Source organism: Neobacillus sp. DY30 (assembly GCF_030123065.1).
Taxonomy (GTDB): Bacteria; Bacillota; Bacilli; order Bacillales; family Cytobacillaceae; genus Neobacillus.
Genome location: NZ_CP126093.1, coordinates 1,481,257 through 1,507,773, shown reverse-complemented (window position 1 = coordinate 1,507,773; position 26,517 = coordinate 1,481,257). Strand labels below are relative to the sequence as shown.

Sequence of the window (26,517 nt, the reverse complement as noted above, 5' to 3'; positions counted from 1 at the left end):
AAAAAGAAGCTATTTAGAAAACAGCTTCACTTTTATTCTTTGACATTGAGATACTCTAATACCCCTTTTACAGCTTCTTCACCTTGGTCAATACAATCAGGAAGTCCTACTCCGCCGAAAGAGGCACTGGCTAAAAAGACACCTGGCAGCTCCGATTTTATATGCTGTCTAATGGTCTCTAGCCGCTGTTTGTGTCCCACTGTATACTGCGGCATAGAATCCTTCCAGCGTGAAACAACAGCAAAATCAGGCTGCATACCAATATTCATTGTCTTGCTTAAATCATCTAGAACGATTTGAATAATTCTATCATCAGAAAGGTCAACAATCGTTTCATCCCCGGCTCTCCCTACATAGCAGCGCAGCAGCACCTTGCCTTTTGGAGTTGAATGTGCCCATTTTTTATGGGTCCATGTACAAGCTGTTATAGAATAATCACCATTTCTAGAGACAACAAAACCCGTTCCATCAATCTCATTTGTTATGGCCTCCTCAGGAAATGCCAGTGCCACCGTTGCAACAGATGTAGATGGTACTGACTTGAAAGGGTCAAAAAATCGATAGGCCGAGAACATGGATTGTGTTATTTTATGAGGTGTTGCAGCAATAATACAATCAGCATTTAATGTTTCACCGTTATTTAAATAAATCTCATATTGATTATCTGACTTAGTAATACTATCGACTCGGTGCCCTTTTAATAAGGAATTCGGATCAAGTTTCGCTTCAATACCTTCTGCAAAGGACTGAAGACCCGATTTAAACGTTAAAAAAGCACCTTTATTCCTTTCGGCAGGTTGTTGCGTCTTCGGTTTTGCTGGTGTGTTTTTTTTCATTCCCAGAATGAGACTGCGATATTTTTGTTCAACCTCATAGAATTGTGGAAAAGTTGACATTAAACTCATTTGATCAATATCACCGGCATAAATCCCCGACAATAATGGTTCTATCAAATTTTCAACTACCTCATCGCCCAGCCTTCTTCGAAAAAATTCACCTAAAGACTGATCACTATTTCTTGCCGATCTTGGTAAAATAAAATCGGCAGCTGCTCTTAGTTTACCTGGTACTGAAAACAAACCGGTCGTGATAAATGGCCCTATTTCAGTCGGGATTCCCATAATCGAGCCACCGGGCATCGAATAGAGTTTGTCATTTACCAGCACATAAGATTTCCCTGTCGAATTAGATACTAGCTGCTCCTCCATCCCTACTTCCTTAGCAAGTTTAATCATGCTGGTTTTTCTAGCTAAGAAGGAATCCGGACCTCTTTCAATGATGAAACCGTCTCTTTTAACGGTCTGCATTTTACCTCCGAGACGTTGTGAAGCTTCGATCAGTTTGATTTCAAGAGGCAGCTTTTTATCATTAACGATTTTTTGAAGGTAGAATGCTGCAGTTAGGCCCGCTATTCCGCCCCCAATAATGGCTACCTTCTTTTTTTCTTCCGTCACGGATGTCAACCTTCTTTCATTTAGTCTGATTGCTTCGGTTTGCTAATTTTTCTAAAATAACTGTTGTCATGGCATCTATTAAATCGGCATGTGCGTTCGGCATTTCAGGACGATAGTATTTCGCTCCTACTTCCTCGGCTGCTATTCTACACTCGTAATCGTTATCATAAAGGACTTCCAAGTGTTCAGACACAAATCCAACTGGCGCGTAAACAAATGCTTTGTATGGATGTTCTTTTGCTAAGTTCCTCGTTAAATCTTGCACATCTGGCCCTAACCATGGATCAGGTGTGTTCCCTGCACTTTGCCAGCCAATCGTATATTTAGTGATACCAGCTTGTTTTGCAATCAGATCAGCGGTTTCCTGAAGCTGGCTTGGATAAGGATCACCAAACTGTAAGATTTTCTCCGGCAGACTATGGGCAGAAACAATCATCATAGCCTCATCTTTTTCTTCTTGAGGCATTTGGTCATATATTTCCTTAATCTTACCTGCCCAGTAGTGAATAAATTTTGGTTCATTATACCAGCTGTCAACGGATATAATCGTAATGCCTCCGAGCTTTTCAGCTTCTTCATTTGCCCGGTTATTATAGGACTTAATACTGAAAGTTGAATAATGAGGCGCCAAAACAATACTAACAGCCTCTTTAATTCCATCTGAATGCATTTCCTTAACCGCATCCTCGATAAAAGGTTCAATATGCTTTAAGCCAAGATACATTTTGAACTGTATTTCATCTTGAACCTGATTAATATGCTCTTCGAGTTTTTTCGCCTGCTCCATAGTAATTTTAGCTAATGGTGAAATACCTCCTATGGCCTCATACCGATTCCTTAATTCTTCAATCATTTCTGGGGTAGGCTTTCTGCCATGCCGTATATGTGTATAGTAACGTTCCAAGTCATCTAAATGATAGGGGGTTCCGTATGCCATTACGAGTAATCCCATTTTCTTTTTCGTCATTTTCCGCACCTCATTTTAATATCTGGCCGCTTTCAGCCTTTGATAGGGATTTTGTCTATCACAGGCTTATATCAGGATTTAAAGGGCCGCTAATTGTTTAGGGCCCTCTCTTTTCATGCATATTATATTGTGCCAAAAAGACACTTATCTTACCAATATAAACACTCGAAGAAGTATTTATCTGCTTAGTTTTGATGCAGAATACTCATGGACAAATGAGGTTAATTTTTTCAGTGTGGCCGGGTTGACCGATGGGAATACACCATGTCCAAGGTTAAAGATATAGCCGCCCTGAGCCATCCCTTGGTCTAGAATCGCCTTAGCTCTTTCTTCAATTACTTCCCAAGGTGATAACAGGATGGCTGGATCAAGATTACCCTGAACAGTTTTATGAATACCCATTCCTCTTGCTTGCTGGATAGGCAAACGCCAGTCCAAACCAACTACATCAAGCGGGAGGTCATTCCACTCTAAAGCAAGATGACTCGCACCTACTCCAAACATAATTAGCGGCACATTCTCTTCTCTCAGCTCTGTAAAAATTCTATTCATGACAGGCTTTATAAAGTAACGGTAGTCCTCAACATTTAACGCTCCAACCCAGGAATCAAAGATTTGAATAGCTTTAGCTCCTGCCTTAATCTGTGATTTTACATATGTAATAATCATGTCCGCAAGTTTTTCCATTAGAGCGAACCACGCCTTTGGTTCCGAGTACATAAATGCTTTTGTCTTATTATAGTTTTTCGAAGGCCCCCCTTCAATCATATAACTAGCGAGTGTGAAAGGCGCCCCAGAAAACCCAATTAAAGGAACTGACAATTGTTCTTGGGTTAATAATTTAATGGTATCTAATACGTAAGGAACGTCATCTTCGGGATGAAGCTCACCTAGTTTTTCAACATCTGCTAAAGATGTGATTGGATTGTCAATGACAGGACCAATCCCAGATTTTATTTCCACCTGCATACCAATTGCTGGCAGCGGTGTCATGATATCTTTATAAAGAATAGCTGCATCAACATTGTACTGCTCTACTGGAAGGCGGGTTACATACGCACATAGCTCAGGCTGGTGAGTAATTTCAAACAATGAGTACTTTTCTTTAATTTCTCTATACTCCGGCTGTGAGCGTCCTGCTTGACGCATGTACCAAACTGGCACGTGATCAGTCTTTTCTCCTCTTGCTGCTTTTAAAAATGTATCGTTGATTTGCTTCGTCATGTAAATAAATCCACCTTTCAAAAGACATGTCTCGTTATATTTTAATATATGTGGCATAAAATTAAAAACTTTATAGAGTCCATAGCATTGATTTCACTATATCGATTATTCCTATTTGTGTACAGGTTACGATGGAAAGTGTCAAAAAAAAGTCGTTTTTATGTAAAAGGAATGTTGGAAAATGAGGAATGAATTTATTTAAGTTAGGGAACATACCCTTGTAAGGAAAATGAAACGAATGAGGTAATAAAAATGAATGCATATATAACCACAGGAACATTTGAATACTTGAAGGGGATTGAAATGAGTTATCCTGCTGAATCAATGGTGACAATGGTTAACGAAGATAGTGCCCTCCTGATACATGAAACCACTAAACCGTCTCATTTTAAGGAACCAAGTAAATATGAGGTACTAGCGTCATCTGGGTTAATTGAGAAGAAGGGCTATGTTGTCATTTACAACATTCCAGTACCAGAAGAAAGCAGGCCCCTATTTGAATACCGGCTTAAGGATCTCCCGAACCTGATTGAGAAAGAGATGGGACTAAACGCAATCCGAATTTTTCGCCCGTTATCCTCTAATACTTATATAATCTTAACGGCTTGGGAAAGTGCACTCACCTTTGAAAACAGTAAAACTCTTTTAGATTCTAGCATAAAAAAAAGTTATGAAAATGTTAATTACTCAAACATATTTACAAGCGCACCATATGTCAGTAAATATACTATATCTGCTGAATAGTAATGGTTGGTCACAAGTATCCTCTTGTGACCATTTTTATGAAAATCCCCGCCTGTTTCGCCTCATAAACAACGCCTTGTAATCACTCTCTCTTGGTCACACTTGATGAATGAATTATTATAAATACCACTCACCACCTAAAACTTTTTTCATATTCTGTATTACATCCAAGGGCGAATACCTATTTTCGTCCTTAGATGATGATGAAAGGAGGTCATTTTATGCTTGTCGAGCTTTCCGCTCTTCATTGGATATATGTTGTCTTTATTGCTCTTATTATCGGATTTATGGTCAAACGAAGAGATACCACCCTAATTTGCATCCTCGGTATATTCCTTATTGCTATTACTGCAACGGGCTCCTTAAGCAGTTCAGTTAGCAGCATCTTCAACAGTTTTATTTATGCGATTACTGAATTGTTATCAACCATCTTAGTTATTTCCATTATTGTGGCAATGAGCAAAACCCTAACTTCTACCGGAATAAACGATGTGATGATTTCACCATTTACAAAATTAATTCGTAACCCTGCGCTTGCATATTGGACCATTGGTATATTAATGATGGTCATTTCCTGGTTCTTTTGGCCGTCCCCAGCTGTGGCACTATTAGGAGCCGTTCTGCTTCCTGTCGCCTTGCGTGCAGGATTGCCAGCTTTGGGTGTTGCCATGGCGATGAACTTGTTTGGTCACGGTATAGCCTTATCAGGAGACTTTGTCATCCAGGCTGCGCCCAAATTAACCTCTGATGCAGCCGGAATTCCAATCAGTGATATCATCCATGCGAGTATCCCTCTAGTGTTTGTAATGGGGATTGTGACCACTGTCGCTGCCTTCTATTTCCTAAGAAGAGATATGAAAAATGGTGTCCTGCAGCCAACCCCTTATGTACCTGTAGATTCATCAAATGAAACCACTTACGAGAAAAATCTCCTCACCATTTTTCAAAAGCGATTCTTTGCCATTCTGATTCCGATATTATTCGCCATTGACGTAGCCGGTATGTTTATCCTTGATCTGACTGGCGGTGATGCTACTGCATTAATCGGCGGTACATCTATTTTTATCCTCCTCCTAATCACCATGGTCAGCCATAAAAATAAAGGTCTTGAAAAAACTACAAGCTATTTGATTGAAGGGTTCACATTTGGTTTCAAGGTTTTTGGTCCAGTCATCCCAATTGCGGCATTCTTCTATTTAGGTGACGCGGGTTTTGGTAAAATAATCGGTGACTTTTTACCAGATGCTTCTCAAGGTATTGTAAACGACCTTGGAATTGCGTTAGCAAATATCGTTCCTTTGAGTAAAGTGGTTGGAGCAGTAACACTTACTACTGTAGGAGCAATTACGGGGCTGGATGGATCTGGGTTTTCAGGAATATCACTTGCAGGTTCAGTCGCGGGCTTGTTTGCAGCTGCCATTGGTAAAGGTGTAGCTACTCTAACTGCACTTGGTCAAATTGCAGCTATTTGGGTAGGGGGCGGAACATTAGTACCTTGGGCGTTAATCCCTGCAGCCGCTATTTGTAACGTTGACCCATTTGAGTTAGCAAGGCGAAATTTACTTCCAGTAGTAATCGGTCTCGCAGTTACTACGATTGTCGCAATGTTTATAATATAAGAAAGAGGCAGCAGCCTCTTTTTTGTGGTTATTTTTTCAATCTCCTCTTAAAGAAATTATAAATAAATATGGAAGCGGTCACCCAAATATAGCCAAAAGCAAACCCTCCAATGACATCTGTTGGGTAATGGACTTGAAGAATGATTCGACTTGCTCCAATTAATAATAGCAATAGTACGGCTAGGATAATAACCATTCTTCTCGCAGTTGCGGATTTCATCCCCTCCAGCGCAAGATAGGCAATAAAATAATAGAAAATCAATCCCACCATTGCGTGTCCGCTTGGAAAACTTAAGCTATCCACATGTGCCAGATGGTCAAGCTCTGGTCTTGGGCGTGAAATCAGGTCCTTGAGAAGTTTATTGACTTCATTTCCTAGAGCAACACTCAAAGCAATCGCAGCAGCACCTAATAGATTTCGTTTTATTAGCAATAACCAGCCTAAAACAATCAAGGCAACAATGCCAATCCCCTTCTTATCCCCTAATTCAGTTATAATAAGGAAAAACGGGTTAAGCGTATCCGGTACATAAGCAAATAAGTCCGCTAGTTTATCATCTAACCAAAAAGTATGTTTAGCAGCTACTTTAATAGAAGTATAGAGTGCTATTACGATTGCAAAGCCTAAAACTAAGTATGTAGAAAAATCCCTTTTTAGCATTTGTTTCATTATCCTTTCTATCTAAATTCTATAAAATTATAAAGAAAACTTACTTTTAAATCTACATAATAGTGTAAAAGTGTTAAAATAGTTTGAAAATGAGATTAAAAACTTGGTGTTCGGAGGTTTCTTATGTTAAAGGAATTGTTTTCAAAATTAGAAGCTTACTATGAAGATATGGTCAAGATACGCAGGTTTATGCACCAACATCCAGAATTATCCTTTCAAGAATATAATACAGCTCTATTTATAAAGGAATTCTATGAAAAGTTGGGAATAGAAGTAACAGGAAATATTGGAGGAAATGGAGTTGTAGCAAAAGTATATGGCAGCAAACCAGGGAAAACTGTTGCATTAAGAGCTGATTTTGATGCTTTGCCTATTCAGGATGAAAAGGATGTACCCTATAGATCCTTAGTTCCCGGTGTCATGCATGCCTGCGGACATGATGGACATACTGCCACTCTTCTTATCCTTGCAAAAGTACTTAATGAATTGAAGGCTGACCTTGAAGGAAACTATGTCTTTATCCATCAGCATGCTGAGGAATATGCACCAGGTGGAGCCATCAGCATGATTGAGGACGGCTGCTTAGATGGTGTTGATGTCATATTTGGAACTCATTTATGGGCCAGCGAACCGACCGGGACCATCCAATATCGAATCGGCCCGATTATGGCGGCAGCTGATCGTTTTGAGATTGATATTCAGGGGAAAGGCGGTCATGGTGCACAGCCGCATAAGACAAAGGATGCCATTGTCACTGCTTCACAGTTAGTTTTAAATCTGCAGCAAATTGTCAGCAGGAAAGTAAATCCAGTTGAGTCTGCAGTTGTCACAGTTAGTTCATTTACCGCTGAAAATGCATTTAACGTAATTGCAGATAAAGCAAAGCTTATCGGGACTGTCCGCACCTTTAATGATGATGTTCGCCAATACATCGAAGACGAAATGGAGAGAATTATTCAAGGCACCTGCCTAATGTCTGGCAGCACCTATAAATTTTTATATGAGAGAGGTTATCCAGCAGTCGTCAACCATTCAAAAGAAACAGAGTTTTTGGTTGCTGCGGCTAAGGATGTTCCCGAGGTAACAATGATTGAAGAATCTGAGTTGCAAATGGGTGGAGAAGACTTTTCTTATTACTTGAAGGAAGTACCAGGTACCTTCTTTTTCACAGGCGCAAAGCCCCCTGGTGCAAATCCAGGTTATCCACACCACCATCCAAAGTTTGATATTGATGAGAAAGCCATGTTAATAGCTGCGAAGACGCTCGGGACAGCAGCAATAAAAATACACAATTTAAAATAAGCTAAGCCCCTGAATTGTTTAAAATTCAGGGGCTTTTGTTAGGATCCTTAATCTATATGCGTTCATCGCCGTTTCTCCCAAGTGTTTGAGCAGACTATTATTTGCATACGCACCTACAAACGCACCAATTCCTGGTACTAACTGGAACATCTTAACAAGATCAATATAATCTCTATATTCTTGTTGAAATTTACGCCAATCCATCTCAACGAGCTCTTGCTTTCTAGATTCCCAGTTTTCAATTTCAGATAATGTTTCACGGCGGATATCGTCACTTGAAAACGCAAGCTGAAAGATGTGAAGAATAAACAACCGCTCTTCGAACTCTTTCGTATTAAACCCATAAATAGCTGCGGCTTCAAAAAGAAATTTCATTTTTATCGACAAGAGCAAAGGAAAATCGGCCAGCCCGAGAAGAATGCCCCCAGCACCTGTCCCTGCTCCTTCGACCAACGCTGTTTTTTGGAAAATTGCAGTCTTTTTCCTCATTAATTCATCACGTTCTTCCAGCGTCAGGCCAGATGCTTGGTTTTTGTTGGTCGTAAGCTGCGAACCAAATAAGGTGGTTTTAACCATTCCCTTTATGCTTTCTGTCATCACCTCATGCACCTTTTCAGGAATCATTTCATTAATTTTTCCTTGTGCTTTTCTTGAAATTCGATTCATCATCCCTGATCGTCTGGTTAATTTTCTTTTCCATTCAACCACATCACTATATACTTTCAACTCATATTCATTCATGCTTCCACTCCCCTCAGCAAAAAGATATTAGGTTTGTTTCCAATCCATTCATGCTTTTAGTCTTTTCTTACTATAAACATTTACAAATAAGTAACTAAATAGCAGTCCTGACAAGAGGATGAATAATGAAAACACCCAATCTCCTTTAAACAAAATAACGACTGTAAATATAGAGGATTGAATAATCAGAATCCTCATTAGAAGGGATTGAAAAGCAGTTGTTTTATAGTTATGGGACACTGGATACAAATCAATCCAAAGCTTGTTTTGGTGATGATTCCATAATGGCAGCAGCTGGAATCCTGTTAAATAGATAAATAAGAGTGAAAGCACGATTTGCCCGGCCCCAAATGAAATAAAATACAATGCTAATGCACCTATTACAGTTAATCGTATAAAAAGACCTAAATAATCGGATGATCTCAGGAATGTTCTTGCGAATAAATAATCAAAGGTTTTATCTTGCGAATAGGAAATCCGATTAATAAGCCAATCCAGCCATTTTCTTCTTTTTACAGTATCTTTTAATTTCGGTACATCTGTGAATAAATTGGCTAGCCGGTAAAAAGACGCCATACGCTTTTCTTCTTGAGCAATAAGTAAATCCCATTTCAAGCCCATTTTTTTCGTCCTGACATAAAAAGAACGGTAATAAGATGCCATAATCAAAGCAAATATCAATAAAAAAAGGATATGTGCGTTGCTAAATAGCAAAAAGGTAAATAAGACATTAATGAAATAACGGACAAACATGTCCCAAGTATATACGGATGGCTGTACATAATAGTGAATTTTCCAGTTTACAGCAATATTCCAGCTTTTAATGACCAGCAGTATTAGTAAGAAAATAAAAAATGATTGAAACCCGTTTGCGCTGACATGTGCATACATTGGCATAACTACAGCTAAAACCATTAGTAATATATATCCCTGAAAAACTAAGCTGAGTAACCCAGAACGCAAAAAGTAACCTTTTAAACGCGTTTCAAGCGGAATTAAAAACACTTGATCAGCCTCAAGTAAAAAAGTATATACAGGGCTGCGCGTTAAAAATACACCTAAAATAACCGCAATAATTAACGCCGCTGGAAACTCCGGTGACAATGAGCTTATCCAATTTTGATAATAAAAGGCTGCCGTTCCTATTAAGAATAGAAGGACAACTACTAGGTGACCATTAAGGATATATCGAAGATACACACCAAATTCTTTTAAACGATGGACAGATCTATCTTTCCATAGCTTTTTCTCATCAAACATAATTTTCTTCCTTTGTTAATTGAATATATAAATCATCTAAGGAAGCCACAGGCATCGAGAACTGTTCTCTCAATTCGGAAAGAGTACCTTTTGCTCGAACCTTTCCTTCATGGAGTATGACGAATCTGTCACAGTACTTCTCGGCAGTGGCAAGAATATGGGTCGACATTAATATGCCCGCCCCGTTTTCTTTCATCTTCTTCATTAAATCAAGAAGTGATTGAATACCAAGTGGGTCAAGACCGACGAATGGCTCATCAACAATATAGAGGGAAGGCTGCACCAAAAAAGCGCACATAATCATTACCTTTTGTTTCATTCCTTTAGAAAAATGAGCTGGAAACCATTTCAGTCTTTTTTCCATTCGAAATTCAGTTAATAACTTCCCAATTCTTTGTTTATATGTAGACTCATCTAATCCGTATGCCATAGCCGTTAATCGTAAATGTTCTTCCAGGGTAAGTTCTTCGTATAGTACGGGGGTTTCCGGAACAAAAGTGAACATCTTCCGATAAGTATCCTTATCTTCTGTAATGGAACGTCCATTAATTTTGACTGCCCCGCTATGAGGCTCCATTAAGCCGATAATGTGTTTAATCGTTGTACTCTTCCCGGCACCATTTAGACCGATTAATCCAACCAATTCTTTTTCTTTTACTTCAAAAGTAACATCTTTTAGGACTGGATTCCTTGTATATCCTCCCGTAAGGTTTTCAATTGATAATAAAGACATATGCTCCGTCCTTCCTATTGCATGATTACCTTACATTTTACCAAATCATTATTGATAAAAATAGAAATTCAAATTTTTGATTTTCATTTGTATATTTCAAATCAAAACGGACATCATAATATTTGAAGGGGAAACACCTACTCGATGAAGTGATTCATCAAAATTTGAAATGAGGTGTCTGTCAAAGACATTTAACTTTTCAAACACGCAGCTTCTAAACGTTTCAAATAAGGGGATGGTTGTTTTGCACACAATGCCTAGTAACCATTTAGAGTTCAATTAACACCAGCTATTTATCAAAAAATAAATGAGGTGTTTACGGCAGATTATCATCCGTTTTTATAAGTTGATAAAACTATAAAACATAGGGGATGGTCAGCTTGAACAATAATTACTGTTTATAAAAAACACTAAATTGCCAAATGAGGTGTTTATCAAACGTAATTCCTGAATGAACGTATAAGATGAAGCAATTCCCCTTCGAGAGGGCAGGATTCCATGCGGATCCTGCCTCTTTCTTTTTTTATTGCTAAAACGTATGGTAAAATACGGATATAAACCTAAAAGGGGCTGTGTATTAAATGAGTGATTGTATCTTTTGTAAAATTATTAATGGTGACATCCCAGCAGCAAAAGTATATGAAAATGAACATGTTTTAGCCTTTCTTGATATCAGTCAGGTAACAAAAGGACATACATTAGTAATCCCTAAAGTACATAAAGAAAATTTATTTGAACTGACTCCTGAAATCGCTAAAAACCTATTTGAATCTGTACCTGAAATTGCAAATGCGCTAAAAACGGAATTTAACCCGCTTGGATTAAACCTTGTTAATAATAACGGAGAACATGCAGGGCAAACAGTTTTCCATTTTCATATCCATTTAATTCCGCGCTATGGTAAAGGTGACGGATTTGGAGCTGTTTGGAAATCCAATACTAGCGATTATACCCAACAGACACTACAGGAGATGGCAGCGAATATCGCTAAGCGTTTCTAACGAATTATAAAATTGTCTGAAAATTATATCTTTATTATTCTTATATTCCTGTGATATAATGATTACAAGTTTTTCGCTGCAGGCAATTAGGGCACTGCAGGAGGAACAAATAGCTTAGATAAGCAGAGGAGAGATGAGAAATGAATACAAAGAATCTAGTAGTCCTATCACTTTTGGCGGGAATAGGGGTAGTTTTGCATACGGTAATGCCTGCCTTCCTTACCATTAAACCAGATATGATGCTGGCAATGATGTTTTTGGGAATTATTCTTATTCCAGAAATTAAAAGTGTTATGTTATTATCCATTGTGACTGGAGGACTGTCTGCACTCACAACAGGTTTTCCTGGAGGTCAACTCCCAAATATCATTGATAAGCCCATAACTGCCTTAGTCTTTTTTGGTTTGTTTTTGGCGTTAAAGCAATACCAAAACTCCATTATCAGTGTTGCCGTCTTAACTGCAATTGGGACATTAGTTTCGGGATCTGTCTTTTTGGGAGCCGCATATTACATTGTAGGCTTACCAAGTTCTTTCACAGCTTTATTTGCTGCTGGTGTTTTACCTGCAATTGCACTGAACACAATTATTATGGTTATTTTGTATCCAGTTGCTCTTTCAGTTGTAAAAAGAACAAAGACATCCTCAATGGTCATTTCAAAATAACACAAAAGAAAAGAACCCTAGAAAGGTTCTTTTCTTTCTATAAACATCAAATAAAGATCAAAAGCTTGATAAAACAATCGTGACTAACAAAATTATAATTCCACCGCCTGCCAAAGCTGCCGCCCGTTTTTTTAGAATTTGTTTAGGTGGATAAAAACCTGGTCTTTTTAAAGCCAGAGCATTCCAAATCGCACCGACAAATAACGATATACTTAGTAAAAAAAGAACTGAAATCAGGCTTTTCATGTACTACCCCCTATTGATAACACAAATAGTTGTACTATCATTAATATGATTTACTGTCCTTCCCTATGTAGAATATTCAAAAGGTTGGCATTATTAAAAGAAAAAACGTAAAATATAGAAGAACTAATTTTTCAGATTTGTACTAAAAATAAAAAAATAATAAATTTCAAGCAGAAAAATAGGTAATTTCTAAAAATTTTGTGAATTTACATCTTTATTAATTTTTATTTTATTGGCATAATGTTAATAGAGAAATAAAAAAGTAGGTGAAATTGGGGATGTCGGAGAAACAGTATTCAATGAAAGAAGCGATGCTATTTAGCCAAAGGATTGCACAATTAAGTAAAGCCCTGTGGAAATCAATTGAGAAGGATTGGCAGCAATGGTTAAAACCATTTGATCTAAATATTAATGAACATCATATCCTTTGGATTGCATACCACTTAAATGGGGCGTCTATTTCAGATGTGGCAAAGTTTGGTGTTATGCATGTCTCAACAGCATTCAATTTTTCAAAAAAGTTAGAAGAAAGAGGATTGCTTACATTTTCAAAGAAAGAAAATGATAAACGAAATACGTATATTCAGCTCACACCTGAAGGCGAAGACATCTTTCTTCGTTTAATGGAATCCTATCACCCTAGTGGCAATGCTGCATTCGTTGGTGCTCTTCCATTAAGAGATTTGTATGGAAAGTTTCCCGATATTATTGAAATGATGGCCATTGTTCGTAATATTTATGGTGAAGATTTTATGGAAATCTTTGAACGTTCATTCCATAATATTGAAACAGAATTTAACGAGGATGAAGGAAAGCTTAAGAAGTCAGAAAAAACAGAAAAGGAACTCTCTTAAATACATTTAGTAAACTCCTTAAACAGAGGTTCAAATAGTTGCTGTTTTAAACAAGCATAAACAACTTCCTTAGCGTTAAGTTTTTCAGGTATAAGATATAGAAACTCATTAAAAAGCGGATGAAAATTTATAAACCCTTCCGCTTTTTGTTTTGCCATTTTTATGTTCAAATTCTCACATAGCAGTTTGAATGCCTCTACCTCATGTTCTGATATCCCATTCTCAATTACCAATCTATAGAATTCAAGATTTGGGTCTGTCAGCAATTTTAAAAGTAACTTTTGATGGTATTCGAGAATACTTACACGGGCTTGTAATTCAATGTAATTGTCCATTGACTTCGACCTCCGGGCATTGCTTTACATTCCTACGTTCATTATTAACCTTTTTTAAGTCGATATAAACCTATTCCAGTTAAATCTCATAATTAAGTGTATTCAATATTTATTTCAATTTATTTCCTACTTTTCTACCATTCCTTTTAACTATCTTTTTTTGTAAATTTTTGATAATGTATTAACATATCATGAACATCAAGGAGGGAATCGATGATGATCTCCATTTTTATTGTTTTGGCCATTTTTATTTTATATTTCGTTAACAAAATGACCAATTCCCTTTGTATCCAAAAGGATATTCCGGAAGAGCGTCAGCATAAAGTATTTCGTACCATAAATGTACTTGTCACAATTTTATTGATTTCATCCTATGTGGAAATTTTGTATACATAGGTTTACTTTATGTAATGTTTTAAGTTAGAAAAAATAAAAGCGATGAGAAAAAATTCTCATCGCTTTTACAATGTTTTTAATTAACACCAAGATGCTCCAATAATTATTAATAGGATGAATAGGACTACGATTAACGCAAATCCTCCACCGTAGACACCATGTGAACCAGACACACGATTCTCCCCTTTCATGGATGGTAAAAGCTGTTGTCTGCATCATGCGGTAAGCGTTAAATTAAAACCAAGATGCTCCAACAATAATCAATAGAATGAATAGGACTACAATCAATGCAAATCCTGCTCCGTATCCGTGTCCACCACTCATCGTAATACCTCCTTTTTTGTTTACTACGATATACTATTCAAGCTGTATTCATTTCGACTAGGCGCTTACCTTATTTTCTTAGGAAAAAGTCCACCTGTTTCTAATTGGGTGTTAACCTATAGAAAAAATACGTCTTAGCCGCTAGGCAGCTGAATAGTTCTCATTTTTGTTACATGTTATCGTATGTACGAATTTTTAATTCGCAATGGGTAAATGCCCAAAATTCAGAAAACAATTACAGGAAATATTTTTGCAGTGGTTACCATTTATGTTATAGTATAATTTGTGGACAAACCCACAAGAATTTACTGTTTAGGAGAGGTTCCTCATGAAAAAATGGATGTTAGCCCTTACACTAGCTGGCGGGGTTATTGCCTTAAGCGCATGTAATCAAAGCGGTGGTAATACTGTTGCAGAAAGCTCTGCTGGAGATATTACTCAGGATGAACTGTATGAAGCTATGAAGGAAAAGGTGGGTGCACAAGCATTACAACAGCTTGTTTATGAAAAGGTCCTATCTGAGAAGTACGAAGTAACAGACAAAGAATTAGATGCAAAAGTAGATGAATTAAAGGAGCAGCTTGGGGACAATTTCGAAGCGGCACTAGCACAATACGGCTACGCAAATGAAGAAGATTTTAAAGAAACGATGAAACTTGGTATGATGCAGGAAAAGGCTGCCATGAAATCTATAAAAGTAACTGATAAGGAAGTAAAGGAATACTACGATAACTATAAGCCTGAAATCAAGGCTCGTCATATTCTCGTTGCGGATGAAAAAACGGCATTAGAAGTTAAGCAAAAACTTGATGCTGGTGAAAAATTTGAAGATGTAAGCAATACGTATTCTACTGATGAAGCAGCAAAACAAGCTGGCGGGGATTTAGGCTGGTTTGGTGCTGGAGCAATGGATCCAGATTTTGAAGCGGCAGCATATGCTCTCAAAAAAGATGAAATCAGTGGACCAGTAAAGAGTTCATTCGGTTATCATATTATCCAATTAACGGACAAAAAAGAAAAGAAGTCCTATGAAGAAATGAAAGATCAAATGGAAAAAGAATTAAAATCTTCAAAATTAACAAATGAAAAAATTAACGAAGTGATGCAAAAGGAAATTAAAGACGCAAAAGTTAAAATCAGTGACAAAGATTTAAAAGGTGCACTTGATCCAGCTGCTGCAGCAAAATAATAAGGCAAAAAAGAAGGCACTCATCGAGTTCCTTCTTTTTTATTTTATTCGGCTGTGGCTCTTTCTCCCTCACGGCGTTCTTTTTCTTGTTCGAGGCGTGTTAAATAAATTTCTCCCTCTTTTTCAATATTCTCCATTTCTAACATACGTTCTTCTCTGCCTGTTTTGATTGCCATTAAGGCGCTTATTACAATACCAACCACGACTGCATATACCCAAATAGGAATAGTCATTTTTATTGCTCCTTTCGTTAGTGGTTGTCCACTTTTTTATACAACATATTCGATTTATCAATAAATATTCATACGGGTACAAAAAAAATAACCCAGATGATGGGTTATCTTATTTATGAAAAATGGGCTTGTAGAAGGATCGGTTATCTAAAGCAAATACACGTTCAGTAAATTCTCCAGGTTTTACTCTCTCTAAGGCACGGTCGAGCATGTTCATTTTCGCATCGAGATTATCAATATAATGGAGTATTTCCGCTTCTTTAATTAATGGCGGTTTCGGACTTCCCCATTCAGCCTTTCCGTGATGACTTAATACCAGGTGCTTTAGGATTAACACTTCCTCACCAGTTATCCCGAGTTCCTCCGCTGCTTTGCCGATTTCATTTACCATAATGGTAATATGCCCCAATAAGTTCCCTTCCACTGTATATGTGGTTGAGATTGGTCCTGATAATTCAACTACTTTACCCATATCATGTAATATCACTCCAGCATAGAGCAAGTCCTTATCAAGACTTGGATAAAGCGCAGCAATCGATTTGGCCAGGTCGAGCATACTCACAACATGATAGACAAGTCCTGATACAAACTCATGATGATTCTTTGTTGCTGCAGGATACTCTAAAAAAGCCTTCTGATGTTTTTTCAATAAATGGCGGGTAATTCTTTGGATATTTGGATTTTTCATATCGAAAATATATTGTGTCAGTTTACTAGTCATCTCTTCTTGACTTAATGGTGCGGTCTCTAAAAAATCCTCCAATTTTACTGTGTCACTTGGACCCGTTCTTCGAATCTGTCGGATTTTGAGCTGGCTTTTTCCGCGGTAATTATGGATATCCCCGATAATTTTAACAATTTTTTGTGCAGTGTAATTCTTTTCATCCTCTTCATTAGCGTCCCAAAGTTTCGCTTCTATCTCACCACTTTGATCTTGGAGGATAAGTGTTAAGAATGGCTTTCCATTACTGGCAATCCCTTTAGTGGCGCTTTTAATAAGTAAATAAAGATCAACCTGTACACCAAAATCATAATCTAGTACTCCTTTAGTCATCTTTCTCTCTCCTTCCCTATAGTACAAGTATAACATTCTCTATGAAATTACCTCGACATTACCTTTATTTAGATAATGGACATTTTCTGGTAAAAAATATGGAAGCAAATGCCTGTGACAAGTAAAAAATAAAATTTGATTAGTCCCGAGCGTAGTTAATAGCTCCATTACCTTACTGGTACGGTTTGCGTCAAAATTCACAAAACTATCATCTATAATAATTGGAAAGCGATACTTTTCATAAAGGGTGGTGGCTAGCGCCAGTCTTAGAGAAACGTATACTTGCTCTGTAGTAGCTTGACTTAACTCATTTGCCTCAAATAAAGTGTGATCGTTTCTTTCAATAAGAAAACCTGTTCCGGACTGTTGCAGGTGTATACGTTCATATTGCGCCCCTGTTAGGAAGTATAGGTATTCCTCTGCTTTTGCAAGCATTCTTGGCAGATGAATGTTTTTGTACTTTTCAACCGTTTTTGCCAGTATGTTTTGTGCTAAACAGTAAACTGACCATTCTTTTGCAGCTTCTTCTAATTCAAACTTCTGCTGCTTATAGTAGTGTAGTAACTCCGAATATGATCCTCCTTCTTCAAGAATTTGTATTTGGTAGTTTACTGCTGCTTGCTCTTCCTGCAGTTCAATTAGTCTAGACGATAACTTTTCGATCTCCTCATGATAGTGGATTAAAAGTTCTTCTAGATTATGAACTTGTAACAACCTTTCTATCTCGTCTTCCTTTAGAAAAGAGTATTGGACCTGCTTACTAATATCGTCCAGCCTTTCAATGAGCTTTAACTTTATTTCATATTTTTTTCCAAGCTCATAGAAAGCCTCTTCTTCCTCCACATTTGCTTCTTCAAGGAGCTTATTTTTCTCCGAGATTAAATGTGCTTGTTCAAGTTTCATTTGATGAAGGTCCGCCTCAAGGTCATCTAACTTTCCCTGCTTTTCTTGGATTTTTACTGCCTTTCCATGTTCTTCTTTTAGTTTATTCCTTAATAAATACCCAATTTTAGCAAAATCACTACCGTATTCTGCTAGATATTGTTTTGCGTATGAGGTGAGTCCTTCAGAAATGTTAGCCTGTTCGAGGTTAATATGTTCCATCCTTGCTTGTAAATTCTTTTTATCTCTTATTAGTAACTTATATTGTTCAATTAGCTGAAATGCTTCAAGGAAAAAAGAATCTGCTATATATTCAGGAATATGAAGTTCACTACTCAGTTTCAGTATTATTTTTTTATTACCTGCTGCTTCTGTCTCCCATTCCTCAAATTTCCTGATAACTTTTTCATAATGAGATTGCTGCTGGTCGAGCTTAATTTTTAATAGCTGATGCTGCTCTCTCCAGTAATTATCCTGCTTCAATTTTTCTTGAAGGGCTGGGATGTTGCTTTTTTTATAGGCCTCTAGTTTTTGAAGAATTCTTTTTTCATCTTCAAGTAACCGACTTAGAGTTTGATTCATATTGGTATCATTTTTTTGAGGTTGGTTTTTACTTAGAAATAACCCAATTAGTAAGGTTCCTAATACCCCAAAAACCAATAGAATCCACTGCTTGGTATATAAACCATAAAAAGAAAGGATCAGTAATATTGCGCCAATGGCTAAAAACTGAATTTGTTTCTGTTTGTTTATCACAGCAAGTCTTTTCTTATCCTGTTCATGAGTATTCCGATAATACTCTATTTTCTCTTGAACTGTCTTTAATTCATATTCGACTGTTCTTTTTTCACCTTCTTCACTGACTAACATTTCAAGCCGAGTTCTCTCATGAGCGGGAATCATATGTGTTTGTGCAAAGCTAACTTTTCTTTCTAGCTCTTCTAGAGTGTTTTTTTCTTCTTGAAATTTCTCTTCAAGGTCCTGTTTTACTTCAATAAGCTTTTTCTTTCTGCTCGCTGCCTGCTCTACTTGATTTTTCATATAAATATTGGTGTTTATCGTTTGAACATCTTCTTCGCTTAACGGTAAGTGAAGTTTTTCCTTTATAATGGAGATTTTTTCTTCTAAATTTGCTAATTCCAATTCGTACTGTTGCTTTTCCAGAGTCAACTGCTCATAAACAGGTATTTGGTCTAATCCAGCAAGTACTTGTGATTCACCCTCAAGTAATTGCTCCTCCGGCTGAATAGAGGTCAATTCCCTTTTTAATTGAGTGATTCTTTCCAATATACTTGAAATCCGGGCATTGTAAGGATAGATAAGCTGATTTAATTTTTCTATTCGTTCAATACCTCTGGCAGGGAATTGTTTTTCCCCAAGTAACTTAATTTCTGTATGTATCCATCTTTCTTCTTTGACGAGTAAATGAATTTTTTGCCATTCATTTAACCTTTCTACTTCATTTTTTACATCCTGCAGTGCATGCTTAATGTCTTCTATTTCCTTAGAAATTCTATCTTTATCTAAGATCAATACTTCGTAACCTTGATTTTTTGCTGCTGCCTTTTTAAGGTCACTACTAAGTTCATGAAGGGCCTTGAGTTTTTCATTTACCACCGGCTTCTTCCCGCTTGGTTTAAAACGAGCTTCTAATTCCTTCTGAAGTTCTGCCTCTGTTTTCGCTAGTCTTTCTGTTCCGAGTGTACCAGCAGAGAATAGGAACCTGCCCAATTCATCCCCTTTCATTTGGTGGATATTTTGCAGCCCATGTAAATTAAAAGAAAAAATTGCTTGGAAAAGTCCTTTATCCATTTTTCCAAGCAGCTGCTTGAGCAGTTCTTCTTCACCTGTTGTTCCGTCCTCCAGTGTAACAGTAACGGCCCCAGAAGCCTTGCCTCTAATCCGTTCTATCGTAGCTAATCCAACCTCATCAAAGAATATTCTAAGCTTGCCGCCATAATTTGAGCCGTTTTTTGGTACATAGCGAAGTTCTGATGATTGCTTCGTTGGGAACCCAAATAGTATTCCATGAATAAATGCCATAATTGTTGATTTTCCAGCCTCATTTTCACCATAAAACACTTGAATTTCAGATAGGTCCTTTATCACCGTATTCGTTAATTGACCAAATCCGTATATATGTATCTCCTGGATTTTCAATCAATCATCTCCTTTACTATTGATACAATAACCCAATTAATAGTTTTTCCGCCCTTTGTAATAATTCTTTTTCTTCGCTTTCAGTTATACTAGTTAAATATTTTCTTCCCAACTGATGCTGATATAATGGTGCAATGGCCTCCTCAGGATTATCAAAGTTATCGATGGCGGCAAACAGCTCGGCATAAAAGTCTGCTTCGTTCAGTAAATTGTTTCTATCGAATTGTTGGTTATCCTCTAGGTTTAAATCCACGATCCAAACAAACGATTCCTCATCATTCTCGTAGTCTACCAGCAGCTCGAGAAGTTCTGTGTCTAGTATCTTTTTCTCTTGGATATCATCTAAATGAACCCTCTTTAGGTTTAAGGTAAGCAGAATCCCTGTTCCAGCTTTACGTAACCGTTCAATTGTCAGCTGACATATTTGAAAGATTTCTTGAAAGCTTTGTGCCGAAGAAACATCCACTGTAACTTCTTCCCACAACACATCCGAAGTTTCTATAAATTCCTTATTCGTTTTAAATTCATCCAACGTAATGAGATAACATCCTTTTACACCAATTTCCTTCTTATTACGCCCTTGAAGGTTTCCAGGATAGATAATCGGCGGCGTTTCTGATAATATTGTCTGTTTATGAATATGCCCTAGAGCCCAATAGTCAAATTCTTTCTCTAATAGGTCCTTGATGGAAAAAGGAGCGTAATTATCATGTTCAGTTCCTCCCCCTTCATTCCCATGAAGAATGCCAATATGAAAATCAGCAGGATCCTGTTTTTGGTAGTCATCGATTCTTTTATCAAAAATATGCCTTTGCAAATAACTAAAGCCGTATAAATGCACGGTATCTCCACGTTTTGAATGGAATACCTTCATTTCAACTTCACTGCCAAAAACATGAACGTTCGATGGCATATCTAGGTTAACCCATGACCCGCTTATATGATCATGGTTTCCATGAATAACATAAACAGGAATATCCTTTTGTGAAAGCTTTTGCATTTCGTTACGGAAGCGTGATTGTGCACGTAAGCTTCTATCTTCACCATCAAATAAATCTCCGGCTAAAATGACAAAATCAACGTTATGATCAATTGCAGCCGCTGTAAGCTTTCGTAACGCTGTGAACGTACTCTCCCTTACTCTTAAAAGGATATTTGCTGGTAATTGCTTTAAGCCGACCATAGGACTGTCCAAATGCAGGTCAGCTGCGTGTATGAATGATATCTGCTTCATATATAGAGCTCCTTTGGAGTCAGTTTTATTTTATTGTAACACCCACAAAAACCGAATGCACGTTCTGAATTAAAAAAGCTTTGCCTTTATTGGCAAAGCCGTAGCATTTTATTCTTTTTTTGTTAATTGCAAAGCCTTTTTTATATCCTTAAAAGAATTCGATTTTCCGTACATAAGGACCCCCCCACGGTAAACACGGGCACCAAATACTGCTAGGAAGGCAATCGTCCCCAACAATATCGCAATCCCTAATGTAGATTCCCAAACTGGAATATTTAGCATTCCAACCCGTAAAAACATAATCATTGGGGTGAAGAAAGGTATATAGGAGGTTATGACGATAAATGGTGAATCCGGCTTACCTAGACCAAACATTGCAATCATAAATCCTGCTACAACAAGTAATGTCATTGGTGTAATCATTTGTTGAACATCTTCAATCCTGCTTACCAAAGAACCTAAAAAAGCGGCAAGGGTCGCATAGAGGAAGTAACCTAAGATAAAGAAAATAACAGCATAGGAAATGGTTGATAACGATATATTTCCAAATCCAAATGCGTCAAAAAAGCCACCCTCTAGCGAGGACAAATTCCTTTTAATTGAGAAATACCCAACAGAAAGGAGTACGGCAAGCTGAGTTAAGCTTAACAAACCAATACCAAGTATTTTTGCAAACATCTGGTTGATAGGTGATACACTGGAGATTAAAATTTCCATCACTCTTGAAGATTTTTCAGTAGCTACTTCCATTGCAATCATACTGGCGTACATAATAACAGCAAAATAGATAACAAATAGGAGAACATAAACAAGATCTCTAGCCTGATTCAATTCTTCTTCTGTTTTCGCATTCTCTTCAAGAGCAATTTTCTCAAACGAAACAGGTTCATAAAGCTGCTGGAGCTGCTCTGGTGTTAAATTAATTTTTGAAGCTGCAAGCATGGTTTTCATTTGTTGAAGTCCCGCCTGAAGATCAGTAAATATTGGTGACTCAGCAACACTCATCGCTTTATACGTCGCTTCAGGTAAATGCTCTTGGTCATACCGAAGCTGGACAAATCCTGTATACTCTCCTTTTTCTACTGCCTTTTCGGCCTCTTTTTCCGTGCCATCAAACTCTATCAGCCGCAGATTTTTATTTAAGGTGCTCATTTGTTCTTTCAGGGGTTCATATAGCTGTCCTGTAGTGTCCAATACAGCAATCTGTTCTTTATCGCCGCCTTTATCAAAAATTTCAATGATATTGCTCATGTTTGTTAGCCCTAAAGTTATGACTACTGTCAACAGAGTTGTGACCAAAAAGGATTTTGTTTTTAATTTATTTAAATAAGTATGTAATAGAATAATCCAAAATTTATTCATAGGAATCACCAACTTTCTCGATAAAGATATCATTTAGAGAAGGCTCTTCAAGGTCGAATTTCCTGATAAATCCTTTGTTTACGATCTCTTTAAGTATTTTCTCAGCCACATGTTCTCCATCAATTTGCAGATGGATTCCCTCTGTTGTAGATTTAGCTTTAACAACTCCAGGATACTCTCTCAGAAATTCCAATGGAAAATCAGCATGAATAACAAGGTTTTTTTTACCAAAGGCACGTTTAATTTCTTTTAATGAACCATGTACAACCGGAGCTCCTTTATGCATAATACAAAGATGCTCGCACATCTCTTCAACATGGTGCATTTGATGGCTTGAAAATACAATTGTCGTTCCCTTTTCCTTTAATGAGAGAACTGCCTCTTTAAGCATTTCGACGTTTACAGGATCCAAACCGCTGAATGGCTCGTCAAGAATCAATAATCTGGGGTTATGTATAACTGCGGCAATGAATTGAATTTTTTGTTGGTTTCCTTTTGATAGTTCTTCAACCTTTTTATGTTCATATTCTGGTACTTTAAATTTCTCTAACCAATATTTTAATTGAGAAACTGCCGCATTTTTCGGCATCCCTCTTAATCTTGCAAGGTAGACAATCTGATCGCTAACCTTTAATTTGGGGTATAAACCTCTTTCTTCAGGGAGATAACCCACTAAATGACTTGTAGAATAATTAATCAGCTTTCCGTCCCAAGTAATCTTTCCTTCACTTGAATCTAGCAGCCCTAAAATCATCCGAAAAGTGGTCGTCTTACCAGCCCCGTTTGCCCCTAAAAAACCAAACATTTCTTTTTCAGGTATGGTGATGGAAAGATCCTTAACAGCTGTAAACGCACCAAATCGTTTTGTTACATGTTCTAGTTTTAATACCATACAAATTCCCCCTCAAAATTACTATACGGAAATTTTATGGAAAAGTTTCACTTTTGCAAAATATCAAGAATTATGCGAATATTATAATACTAATATAAAAAAGGGAGGCTAGAGAATGAAGACTTACAAATTAACTGCCTTTGAAGCAAATGGGGAAAAAATAGTAGATGAGGCCATTCAAGCAGAACATGATGAAGCAGCAAAAGAATTAGCTGAAAAATTATTAGCAGAAAAGAATTTACTAGAGAAGACTCATCGTTTTACATCACCAAGCGGGAAACTTTTACTGTTTCATTCTTAGTCTAAACAGAAAAAGAAGCAATAGCTGCTTCTTTTCTGTCTTACTTTATTTCCCGATAAATTTTGCTGGTCTTTTTTCTATAAAGGCTCGGATTCCTTCTTGGTGATCGAATGTACGGCGCATGTTTAGCTGGCCATGTTTTTCTAATTCTAAAATCTTAAGTAAGTGCGGTCTGTTCATATCGGCTAGTATCTTTTTCGTTTTGATCATAGCCTGAATTGGACGTTTCAGCCAATCCGATATTCTTTCATCTAAAGTTTCTTGTAAATCATCTGCAACTTCTTGTACTAATCCGATTTCCATGGCTTCTTGTGCGCTCATCATTTTACCATCCCATATAACTTGTTTTGCTTTGATTTCTCCTAATCTTTTTTCTAAAAAGAAGTGAGAACCCCCATCTGGTATTAAACCAATCCCGATAAAATTCATTGCGAGTTTACTCGTTTTGTCAGCTATGATGTGGTCGGTCGCCAAGGCTAAACTAAAACCCAGCCCTGCCGCAGCACCATTAACAGCGCTAATCGTTATTTTGGGAATACTATAAAGAGTTATGATTAATTCACTAATGCAATCCATTACAGGGAAGAATTCGCTTTCATCCAATTCAGATAGCATTGTTTTTATATCGCCGCCTGCCGAAAATGCTCTGCCGTTACCTGTTAATACCACTACATCAATATCATCGGATTCAGATATTTCTTTCAGTTTAGAGACTAACCCCTTTATCATGTCTACATCAAGTGCATTTAATGCTTCTGGTCTATTCATTTCCACTGTTGCAACCCGGCCGTTTACCTTCACTTTTACTTTATCCGTTACAAAATTAATCGTCACCCCAAACGCCTCCCAAAAACTTTATTTTCAACTCTATTATAGCTTGATTTGCCGGGATAAAGAATAAATTTTCATAATTTATGGAATTTTCAATGCCGCTACTCCCTAAAACGACAAAAGGACAAAGAGCAGCCTCTTTGTCCCCTTCGACTTACTTTCCTAATACTGTCTTTTGGACCTGCTCACGAAGAGTCATCTTTAAAAATTTCCCTACCGAGGTTTTAGGGATTTCCTCTAAGAACAAAATTTCATCAGGGAGCCACCATTTTGCAAATTGAGGTGTTAAAAATTCAATTAATTCTTCCTTTCTCACCTTATCTTTATATGAATCTTTTAATACCACACAAGCAACAGGTCTTTCCTGCCATTGCTCATGCGGGACCGCAACAACCGCCGCTTCAAACACTGATTCATGCGCCATTAATGCATTTTCTAATTCAACGGAAGATATCCACTCACCGCCGCTCTTAATTAAATCCTTAGTGCGATCGACTATTTTTACAAAGCCTTCTTCGTCAATCGTTACTACATCTCCAGTGTGGAGCCAGCCGTCACGGAAAGCATCAAGTGTTCTTTCATCCTTATAATATTCAGAGGCAATCCACGGACCCTTAATGCATAATTCTCCCATCTCTTTACCATCCCAAGCCACTTCGCCATCCTGGCCCACGACTTTTATACTTAAGCCAGGAACAAGAACTCCTTGCTTTGCTCTTATTTCTAGTCTTTCCTCATAATCTAAATTTTCTTGATAGCTTTTTAATGTTGAAATGACTACAAGCGGGCTGGTTTCAGTCATTCCATAAGCATGTAGGAATGGTATGTTATGCCGTTGTTCAAAGGACTTTATCATCCCTTTAGGAGCAGCTGAACCACCGCAAAGAACTCCTCTTAAACTACTTAAATCATAAGTGCCCTCATCAAGTTCTTTTAACAAACCAAGCCATATGGTTGGAACACCAGCAGTGATTGTAACTCCTTCCCTTTCAATTAGCTCTGCCAGCAGTTTTGGGGTAAAATATGGTCCTGGCAGCACCAAGGATGTCCCAAACCAAACTGCTGCAAATGGCATACCCCATGCATTGGCATGAAACATCGGCACAACTGGCAATGCTATGTCTTTCTCACTCATTGCGGCACTATCTGCGAGCCCTAACGCCATACTATGAAGAAAAATCCCTCTATGTGAGTAAACAACTCCTTTTGGATTTCCTGTAGTTGCAGAGGTATAGCACATACCCGCAGGATCGTTTTCTTCTATATCTTCTGGATATTGAAAATTAGAATTGGCTTCCGATAATAAGGTTTCATAATCATAGATGGGTGAAAGTGTGGTTTTAGGAAGTACCTTGTCGTCTGTCATAATCACATAAGCCTTAACACTTCTTAACTCATGTGCACATTTTTCTAATAGTGGAATTAAGTCTGGATCTACTAAGAGGACACTATCTTCTGCATGATTGATAATATAGGAAATATGCTGCGGAGAGAGTCGAATGTTAATGGTATGTAGGACAGCACCTATACACGGAATAGCAAAATAGGCTTCTAAATGACGATGATGGTTCCATGCTAGTGTTCCTACCCTATCTCCTTTTTTTACACCTAGTCTATTTAGACTATCTGCGAGTCTTCTCGTTCTTTCACCGATTTGTTTATACGTAAAACGGTGAATGCCACTCGATGTTCTGGAAACAACCTGTTTCTTCGGAAAATACTTTTCTGCTCTCTCAATCATCTGTGTCATTGTTAATGGCGTTTGCATCATTGCTAAATCCCTCCTATAATTGAAAGCGTTTTCAAAGTATAACATTCTATGACTGTTGCCCTATAAAATATTC

At 37.5% G+C, this 26,517-nt stretch carries 28 protein-coding genes; 9 read left to right on the top strand and 19 right to left on the bottom strand.

All coding sequences use genetic code 11. The features are described from left to right. Nucleotides 1–32: 32 nt before the first annotated feature. From hemY to hemE, 3 genes are all read right to left on the bottom strand, one after another. Nucleotides 33–1,454, bottom strand: a complete 1,422-nt coding sequence (gene hemY, locus QNH29_RS07340; protein WP_283864161.1) for a protoporphyrinogen oxidase — start codon at nucleotides 1,452–1,454, stop codon at nucleotides 33–35. A gap of 16 nt (nucleotides 1,455–1,470) precedes the next feature. After that, entirely contained in the window at nucleotides 1,471–2,421 is a 951-nt protein-coding gene (gene hemH, locus QNH29_RS07335) for a ferrochelatase (RefSeq protein WP_283864160.1), read from the bottom strand. A 177-nt stretch (nucleotides 2,422–2,598) separates the two neighbouring features. Further along, nucleotides 2,599–3,645, bottom strand: a complete 1,047-nt coding sequence (gene hemE, locus QNH29_RS07330; protein WP_283864159.1) for a uroporphyrinogen decarboxylase — start codon at nucleotides 3,643–3,645, stop codon at nucleotides 2,599–2,601. A 252-nt stretch (nucleotides 3,646–3,897) separates the two neighbouring features. Here hemE and QNH29_RS07325 point away from each other — a divergent pair, with 252 nt between their 5' ends. Both QNH29_RS07325 and QNH29_RS07320 read left to right on the top strand, forming a co-directional pair. Further along, entirely contained in the window at nucleotides 3,898–4,389 is a 492-nt protein-coding gene (locus tag QNH29_RS07325) for an antibiotic biosynthesis monooxygenase family protein (protein ID WP_283864158.1), read from the top strand. Nucleotides 4,390–4,610: 221 nt separating this feature from the next. Beyond that, complete coding sequence (locus tag QNH29_RS07320) at nucleotides 4,611–6,008, top strand: hypothetical protein (protein ID WP_283864157.1); 1,398 nt, start codon at nucleotides 4,611–4,613, stop codon at nucleotides 6,006–6,008. A 28-nt stretch (nucleotides 6,009–6,036) separates the two neighbouring features. Here the strand turns inward: QNH29_RS07320 and QNH29_RS07315 are convergent, their stop codons facing one another. Then, nucleotides 6,037–6,669 (bottom strand): phosphatase PAP2 family protein, encoded by a 633-nt coding sequence (locus QNH29_RS07315; RefSeq protein WP_283864156.1) that lies wholly within the window; start codon nucleotides 6,667–6,669, stop codon nucleotides 6,037–6,039. Between the two features lie 132 nt (nucleotides 6,670–6,801). Here QNH29_RS07315 and QNH29_RS07310 point away from each other — a divergent pair, with 132 nt between their 5' ends. Then, the gene (locus tag QNH29_RS07310) at nucleotides 6,802–7,980 is read left to right on the top strand and encodes a M20 family metallopeptidase (RefSeq protein WP_283864155.1); all 1,179 of its coding nucleotides are present in this window, start codon (nucleotides 6,802–6,804) and stop codon (nucleotides 7,978–7,980) included. Nucleotides 7,981–7,998: 18 nt separating this feature from the next. Here the strand turns inward: QNH29_RS07310 and QNH29_RS07305 are convergent, their stop codons facing one another. From QNH29_RS07305 to QNH29_RS07295, 3 genes are read right to left on the bottom strand one after another with little or no spacing between them, the layout of a single operon-like run. Next, on the bottom strand, nucleotides 7,999–8,721 hold the full coding sequence (locus QNH29_RS07305; RefSeq protein WP_283864154.1) for an EcsC family protein: 723 nt from the start codon (nucleotides 8,719–8,721) through the stop codon (nucleotides 7,999–8,001). A gap of 48 nt (nucleotides 8,722–8,769) precedes the next feature. Next, complete coding sequence (locus QNH29_RS07300; protein ID WP_283864153.1) at nucleotides 8,770–9,981, bottom strand: ABC transporter permease; 1,212 nt, start codon at nucleotides 9,979–9,981, stop codon at nucleotides 8,770–8,772. Continuing rightward, nucleotides 9,974–10,714, bottom strand: a complete 741-nt coding sequence (locus QNH29_RS07295; protein ID WP_283864152.1) for an ABC transporter ATP-binding protein — start codon at nucleotides 10,712–10,714, stop codon at nucleotides 9,974–9,976. The genes QNH29_RS07300 and QNH29_RS07295 overlap by 8 nt, the downstream gene beginning before the upstream one ends. Nucleotides 10,715–11,295: 581 nt before the next feature. On the opposite strand from QNH29_RS07295, the gene QNH29_RS07290 reads away from it, so the two are divergent. Both QNH29_RS07290 and QNH29_RS07285 read left to right on the top strand, forming a co-directional pair. Continuing rightward, nucleotides 11,296–11,715, top strand: coding sequence for an HIT family protein (locus tag QNH29_RS07290; RefSeq protein WP_283864151.1), 420 nt, complete (start codon nucleotides 11,296–11,298; stop codon nucleotides 11,713–11,715). A 140-nt stretch (nucleotides 11,716–11,855) separates the two neighbouring features. Beyond that, the gene (locus QNH29_RS07285; RefSeq protein WP_283864150.1) at nucleotides 11,856–12,380 is read left to right on the top strand and encodes a tryptophan transporter; all 525 of its coding nucleotides are present in this window, start codon (nucleotides 11,856–11,858) and stop codon (nucleotides 12,378–12,380) included. 57 nt (nucleotides 12,381–12,437) lie between these two features. On the opposite strand, the gene yhzF is transcribed toward QNH29_RS07285, so the two are convergent. Then, complete coding sequence (gene yhzF / locus QNH29_RS07280; RefSeq protein WP_283864149.1) at nucleotides 12,438–12,626, bottom strand: membrane protein YhzF; 189 nt, start codon at nucleotides 12,624–12,626, stop codon at nucleotides 12,438–12,440. Nucleotides 12,627–12,904: 278 nt separating this feature from the next. On the opposite strand from yhzF, the gene QNH29_RS07275 reads away from it, so the two are divergent. Then, on the top strand, nucleotides 12,905–13,480 hold the full coding sequence (locus QNH29_RS07275) for an HTH-type transcriptional regulator Hpr (protein WP_283864148.1): 576 nt from the start codon (nucleotides 12,905–12,907) through the stop codon (nucleotides 13,478–13,480). Here the strand turns inward: QNH29_RS07275 and QNH29_RS07270 are convergent. Then, on the bottom strand, nucleotides 13,477–13,815 hold the full coding sequence (locus tag QNH29_RS07270; protein WP_283864147.1) for a DUF1878 family protein: 339 nt from the start codon (nucleotides 13,813–13,815) through the stop codon (nucleotides 13,477–13,479). The genes QNH29_RS07275 and QNH29_RS07270 overlap by 4 nt on opposite strands. 216 nt (nucleotides 13,816–14,031) lie before the next feature. Here QNH29_RS07270 and QNH29_RS07265 point away from each other — a divergent pair, with 216 nt between their 5' ends. Next, nucleotides 14,032–14,211, top strand: coding sequence for a hypothetical protein (locus tag QNH29_RS07265; RefSeq protein ID WP_283865553.1), 180 nt, complete (start codon nucleotides 14,032–14,034; stop codon nucleotides 14,209–14,211). A gap of 80 nt (nucleotides 14,212–14,291) precedes the next feature. Here the strand turns inward: QNH29_RS07265 and QNH29_RS07260 are convergent, their stop codons facing one another. After that, on the bottom strand, nucleotides 14,292–14,384 hold the full coding sequence (locus tag QNH29_RS07260; RefSeq protein ID WP_283864146.1) for a YjcZ family sporulation protein: 93 nt from the start codon (nucleotides 14,382–14,384) through the stop codon (nucleotides 14,292–14,294). Nucleotides 14,385–14,445: 61 nt separating this feature from the next. Then, nucleotides 14,446–14,535 carry a YjcZ family sporulation protein gene (locus QNH29_RS07255; protein WP_179158254.1) on the bottom strand — a complete coding sequence of 30 codons (90 nt, stop codon included), beginning with the start codon at nucleotides 14,533–14,535 and terminating at the stop codon, nucleotides 14,446–14,448. Between the two features lie 328 nt (nucleotides 14,536–14,863). Between QNH29_RS07255 and QNH29_RS07250 the strand changes: the two genes are divergently transcribed. Beyond that, nucleotides 14,864–15,724, top strand: coding sequence for a peptidylprolyl isomerase (locus QNH29_RS07250; RefSeq protein WP_283864145.1), 861 nt, complete (start codon nucleotides 14,864–14,866; stop codon nucleotides 15,722–15,724). Between the two features lie 44 nt (nucleotides 15,725–15,768). Here QNH29_RS07250 and QNH29_RS07245 read toward each other — a convergent pair whose 3' ends face one another. From QNH29_RS07245 to QNH29_RS07220, 6 genes are all read right to left on the bottom strand, one after another. Beyond that, the gene (locus QNH29_RS07245; RefSeq protein WP_283864144.1) at nucleotides 15,769–15,957 is read right to left on the bottom strand and encodes a sporulation YhaL family protein; all 189 of its coding nucleotides are present in this window, start codon (nucleotides 15,955–15,957) and stop codon (nucleotides 15,769–15,771) included. A 109-nt stretch (nucleotides 15,958–16,066) separates the two neighbouring features. Then, nucleotides 16,067–17,011, bottom strand: coding sequence for a 3'-5' exoribonuclease YhaM (gene yhaM, locus QNH29_RS07240; protein WP_283864143.1), 945 nt, complete (start codon nucleotides 17,009–17,011; stop codon nucleotides 16,067–16,069). Between the two features lie 39 nt (nucleotides 17,012–17,050). After that, a complete protein-coding gene (locus tag QNH29_RS07235) occupies nucleotides 17,051–20,053 on the bottom strand; it encodes an AAA family ATPase (protein WP_283864142.1) in 3,003 nt (1,000 codons plus the stop codon). Nucleotides 20,054–20,069: 16 nt separating this feature from the next. Continuing rightward, nucleotides 20,070–21,287, bottom strand: a complete 1,218-nt coding sequence (locus QNH29_RS07230; protein WP_283864141.1) for a metallophosphoesterase — start codon at nucleotides 21,285–21,287, stop codon at nucleotides 20,070–20,072. A gap of 108 nt (nucleotides 21,288–21,395) precedes the next feature. After that, a complete protein-coding gene (locus QNH29_RS07225) occupies nucleotides 21,396–22,649 on the bottom strand; it encodes an ABC transporter permease (RefSeq protein ID WP_283864140.1) in 1,254 nt (417 codons plus the stop codon). Beyond that, on the bottom strand, nucleotides 22,642–23,541 hold the full coding sequence (locus tag QNH29_RS07220) for an ABC transporter ATP-binding protein (protein WP_283864139.1): 900 nt from the start codon (nucleotides 23,539–23,541) through the stop codon (nucleotides 22,642–22,644). The genes QNH29_RS07225 and QNH29_RS07220 overlap by 8 nt, the downstream gene beginning before the upstream one ends. A gap of 115 nt (nucleotides 23,542–23,656) precedes the next feature. Here QNH29_RS07220 and QNH29_RS07215 point away from each other — a divergent pair, with 115 nt between their 5' ends. Continuing rightward, the gene (locus tag QNH29_RS07215) at nucleotides 23,657–23,842 is read left to right on the top strand and encodes a YhzD family protein (RefSeq protein ID WP_283864138.1); all 186 of its coding nucleotides are present in this window, start codon (nucleotides 23,657–23,659) and stop codon (nucleotides 23,840–23,842) included. Nucleotides 23,843–23,887: 45 nt separating this feature from the next. Here QNH29_RS07215 and QNH29_RS07210 read toward each other — a convergent pair whose 3' ends face one another. Then, nucleotides 23,888–24,676, bottom strand: a complete 789-nt coding sequence (locus QNH29_RS07210) for an enoyl-CoA hydratase (RefSeq protein ID WP_283864137.1) — start codon at nucleotides 24,674–24,676, stop codon at nucleotides 23,888–23,890. A 151-nt stretch (nucleotides 24,677–24,827) separates the two neighbouring features. Next, complete coding sequence (locus tag QNH29_RS07205; RefSeq protein WP_283864136.1) at nucleotides 24,828–26,444, bottom strand: long-chain fatty acid--CoA ligase; 1,617 nt, start codon at nucleotides 26,442–26,444, stop codon at nucleotides 24,828–24,830. Nucleotides 26,445–26,517: the final 73 nt, after the last annotated feature.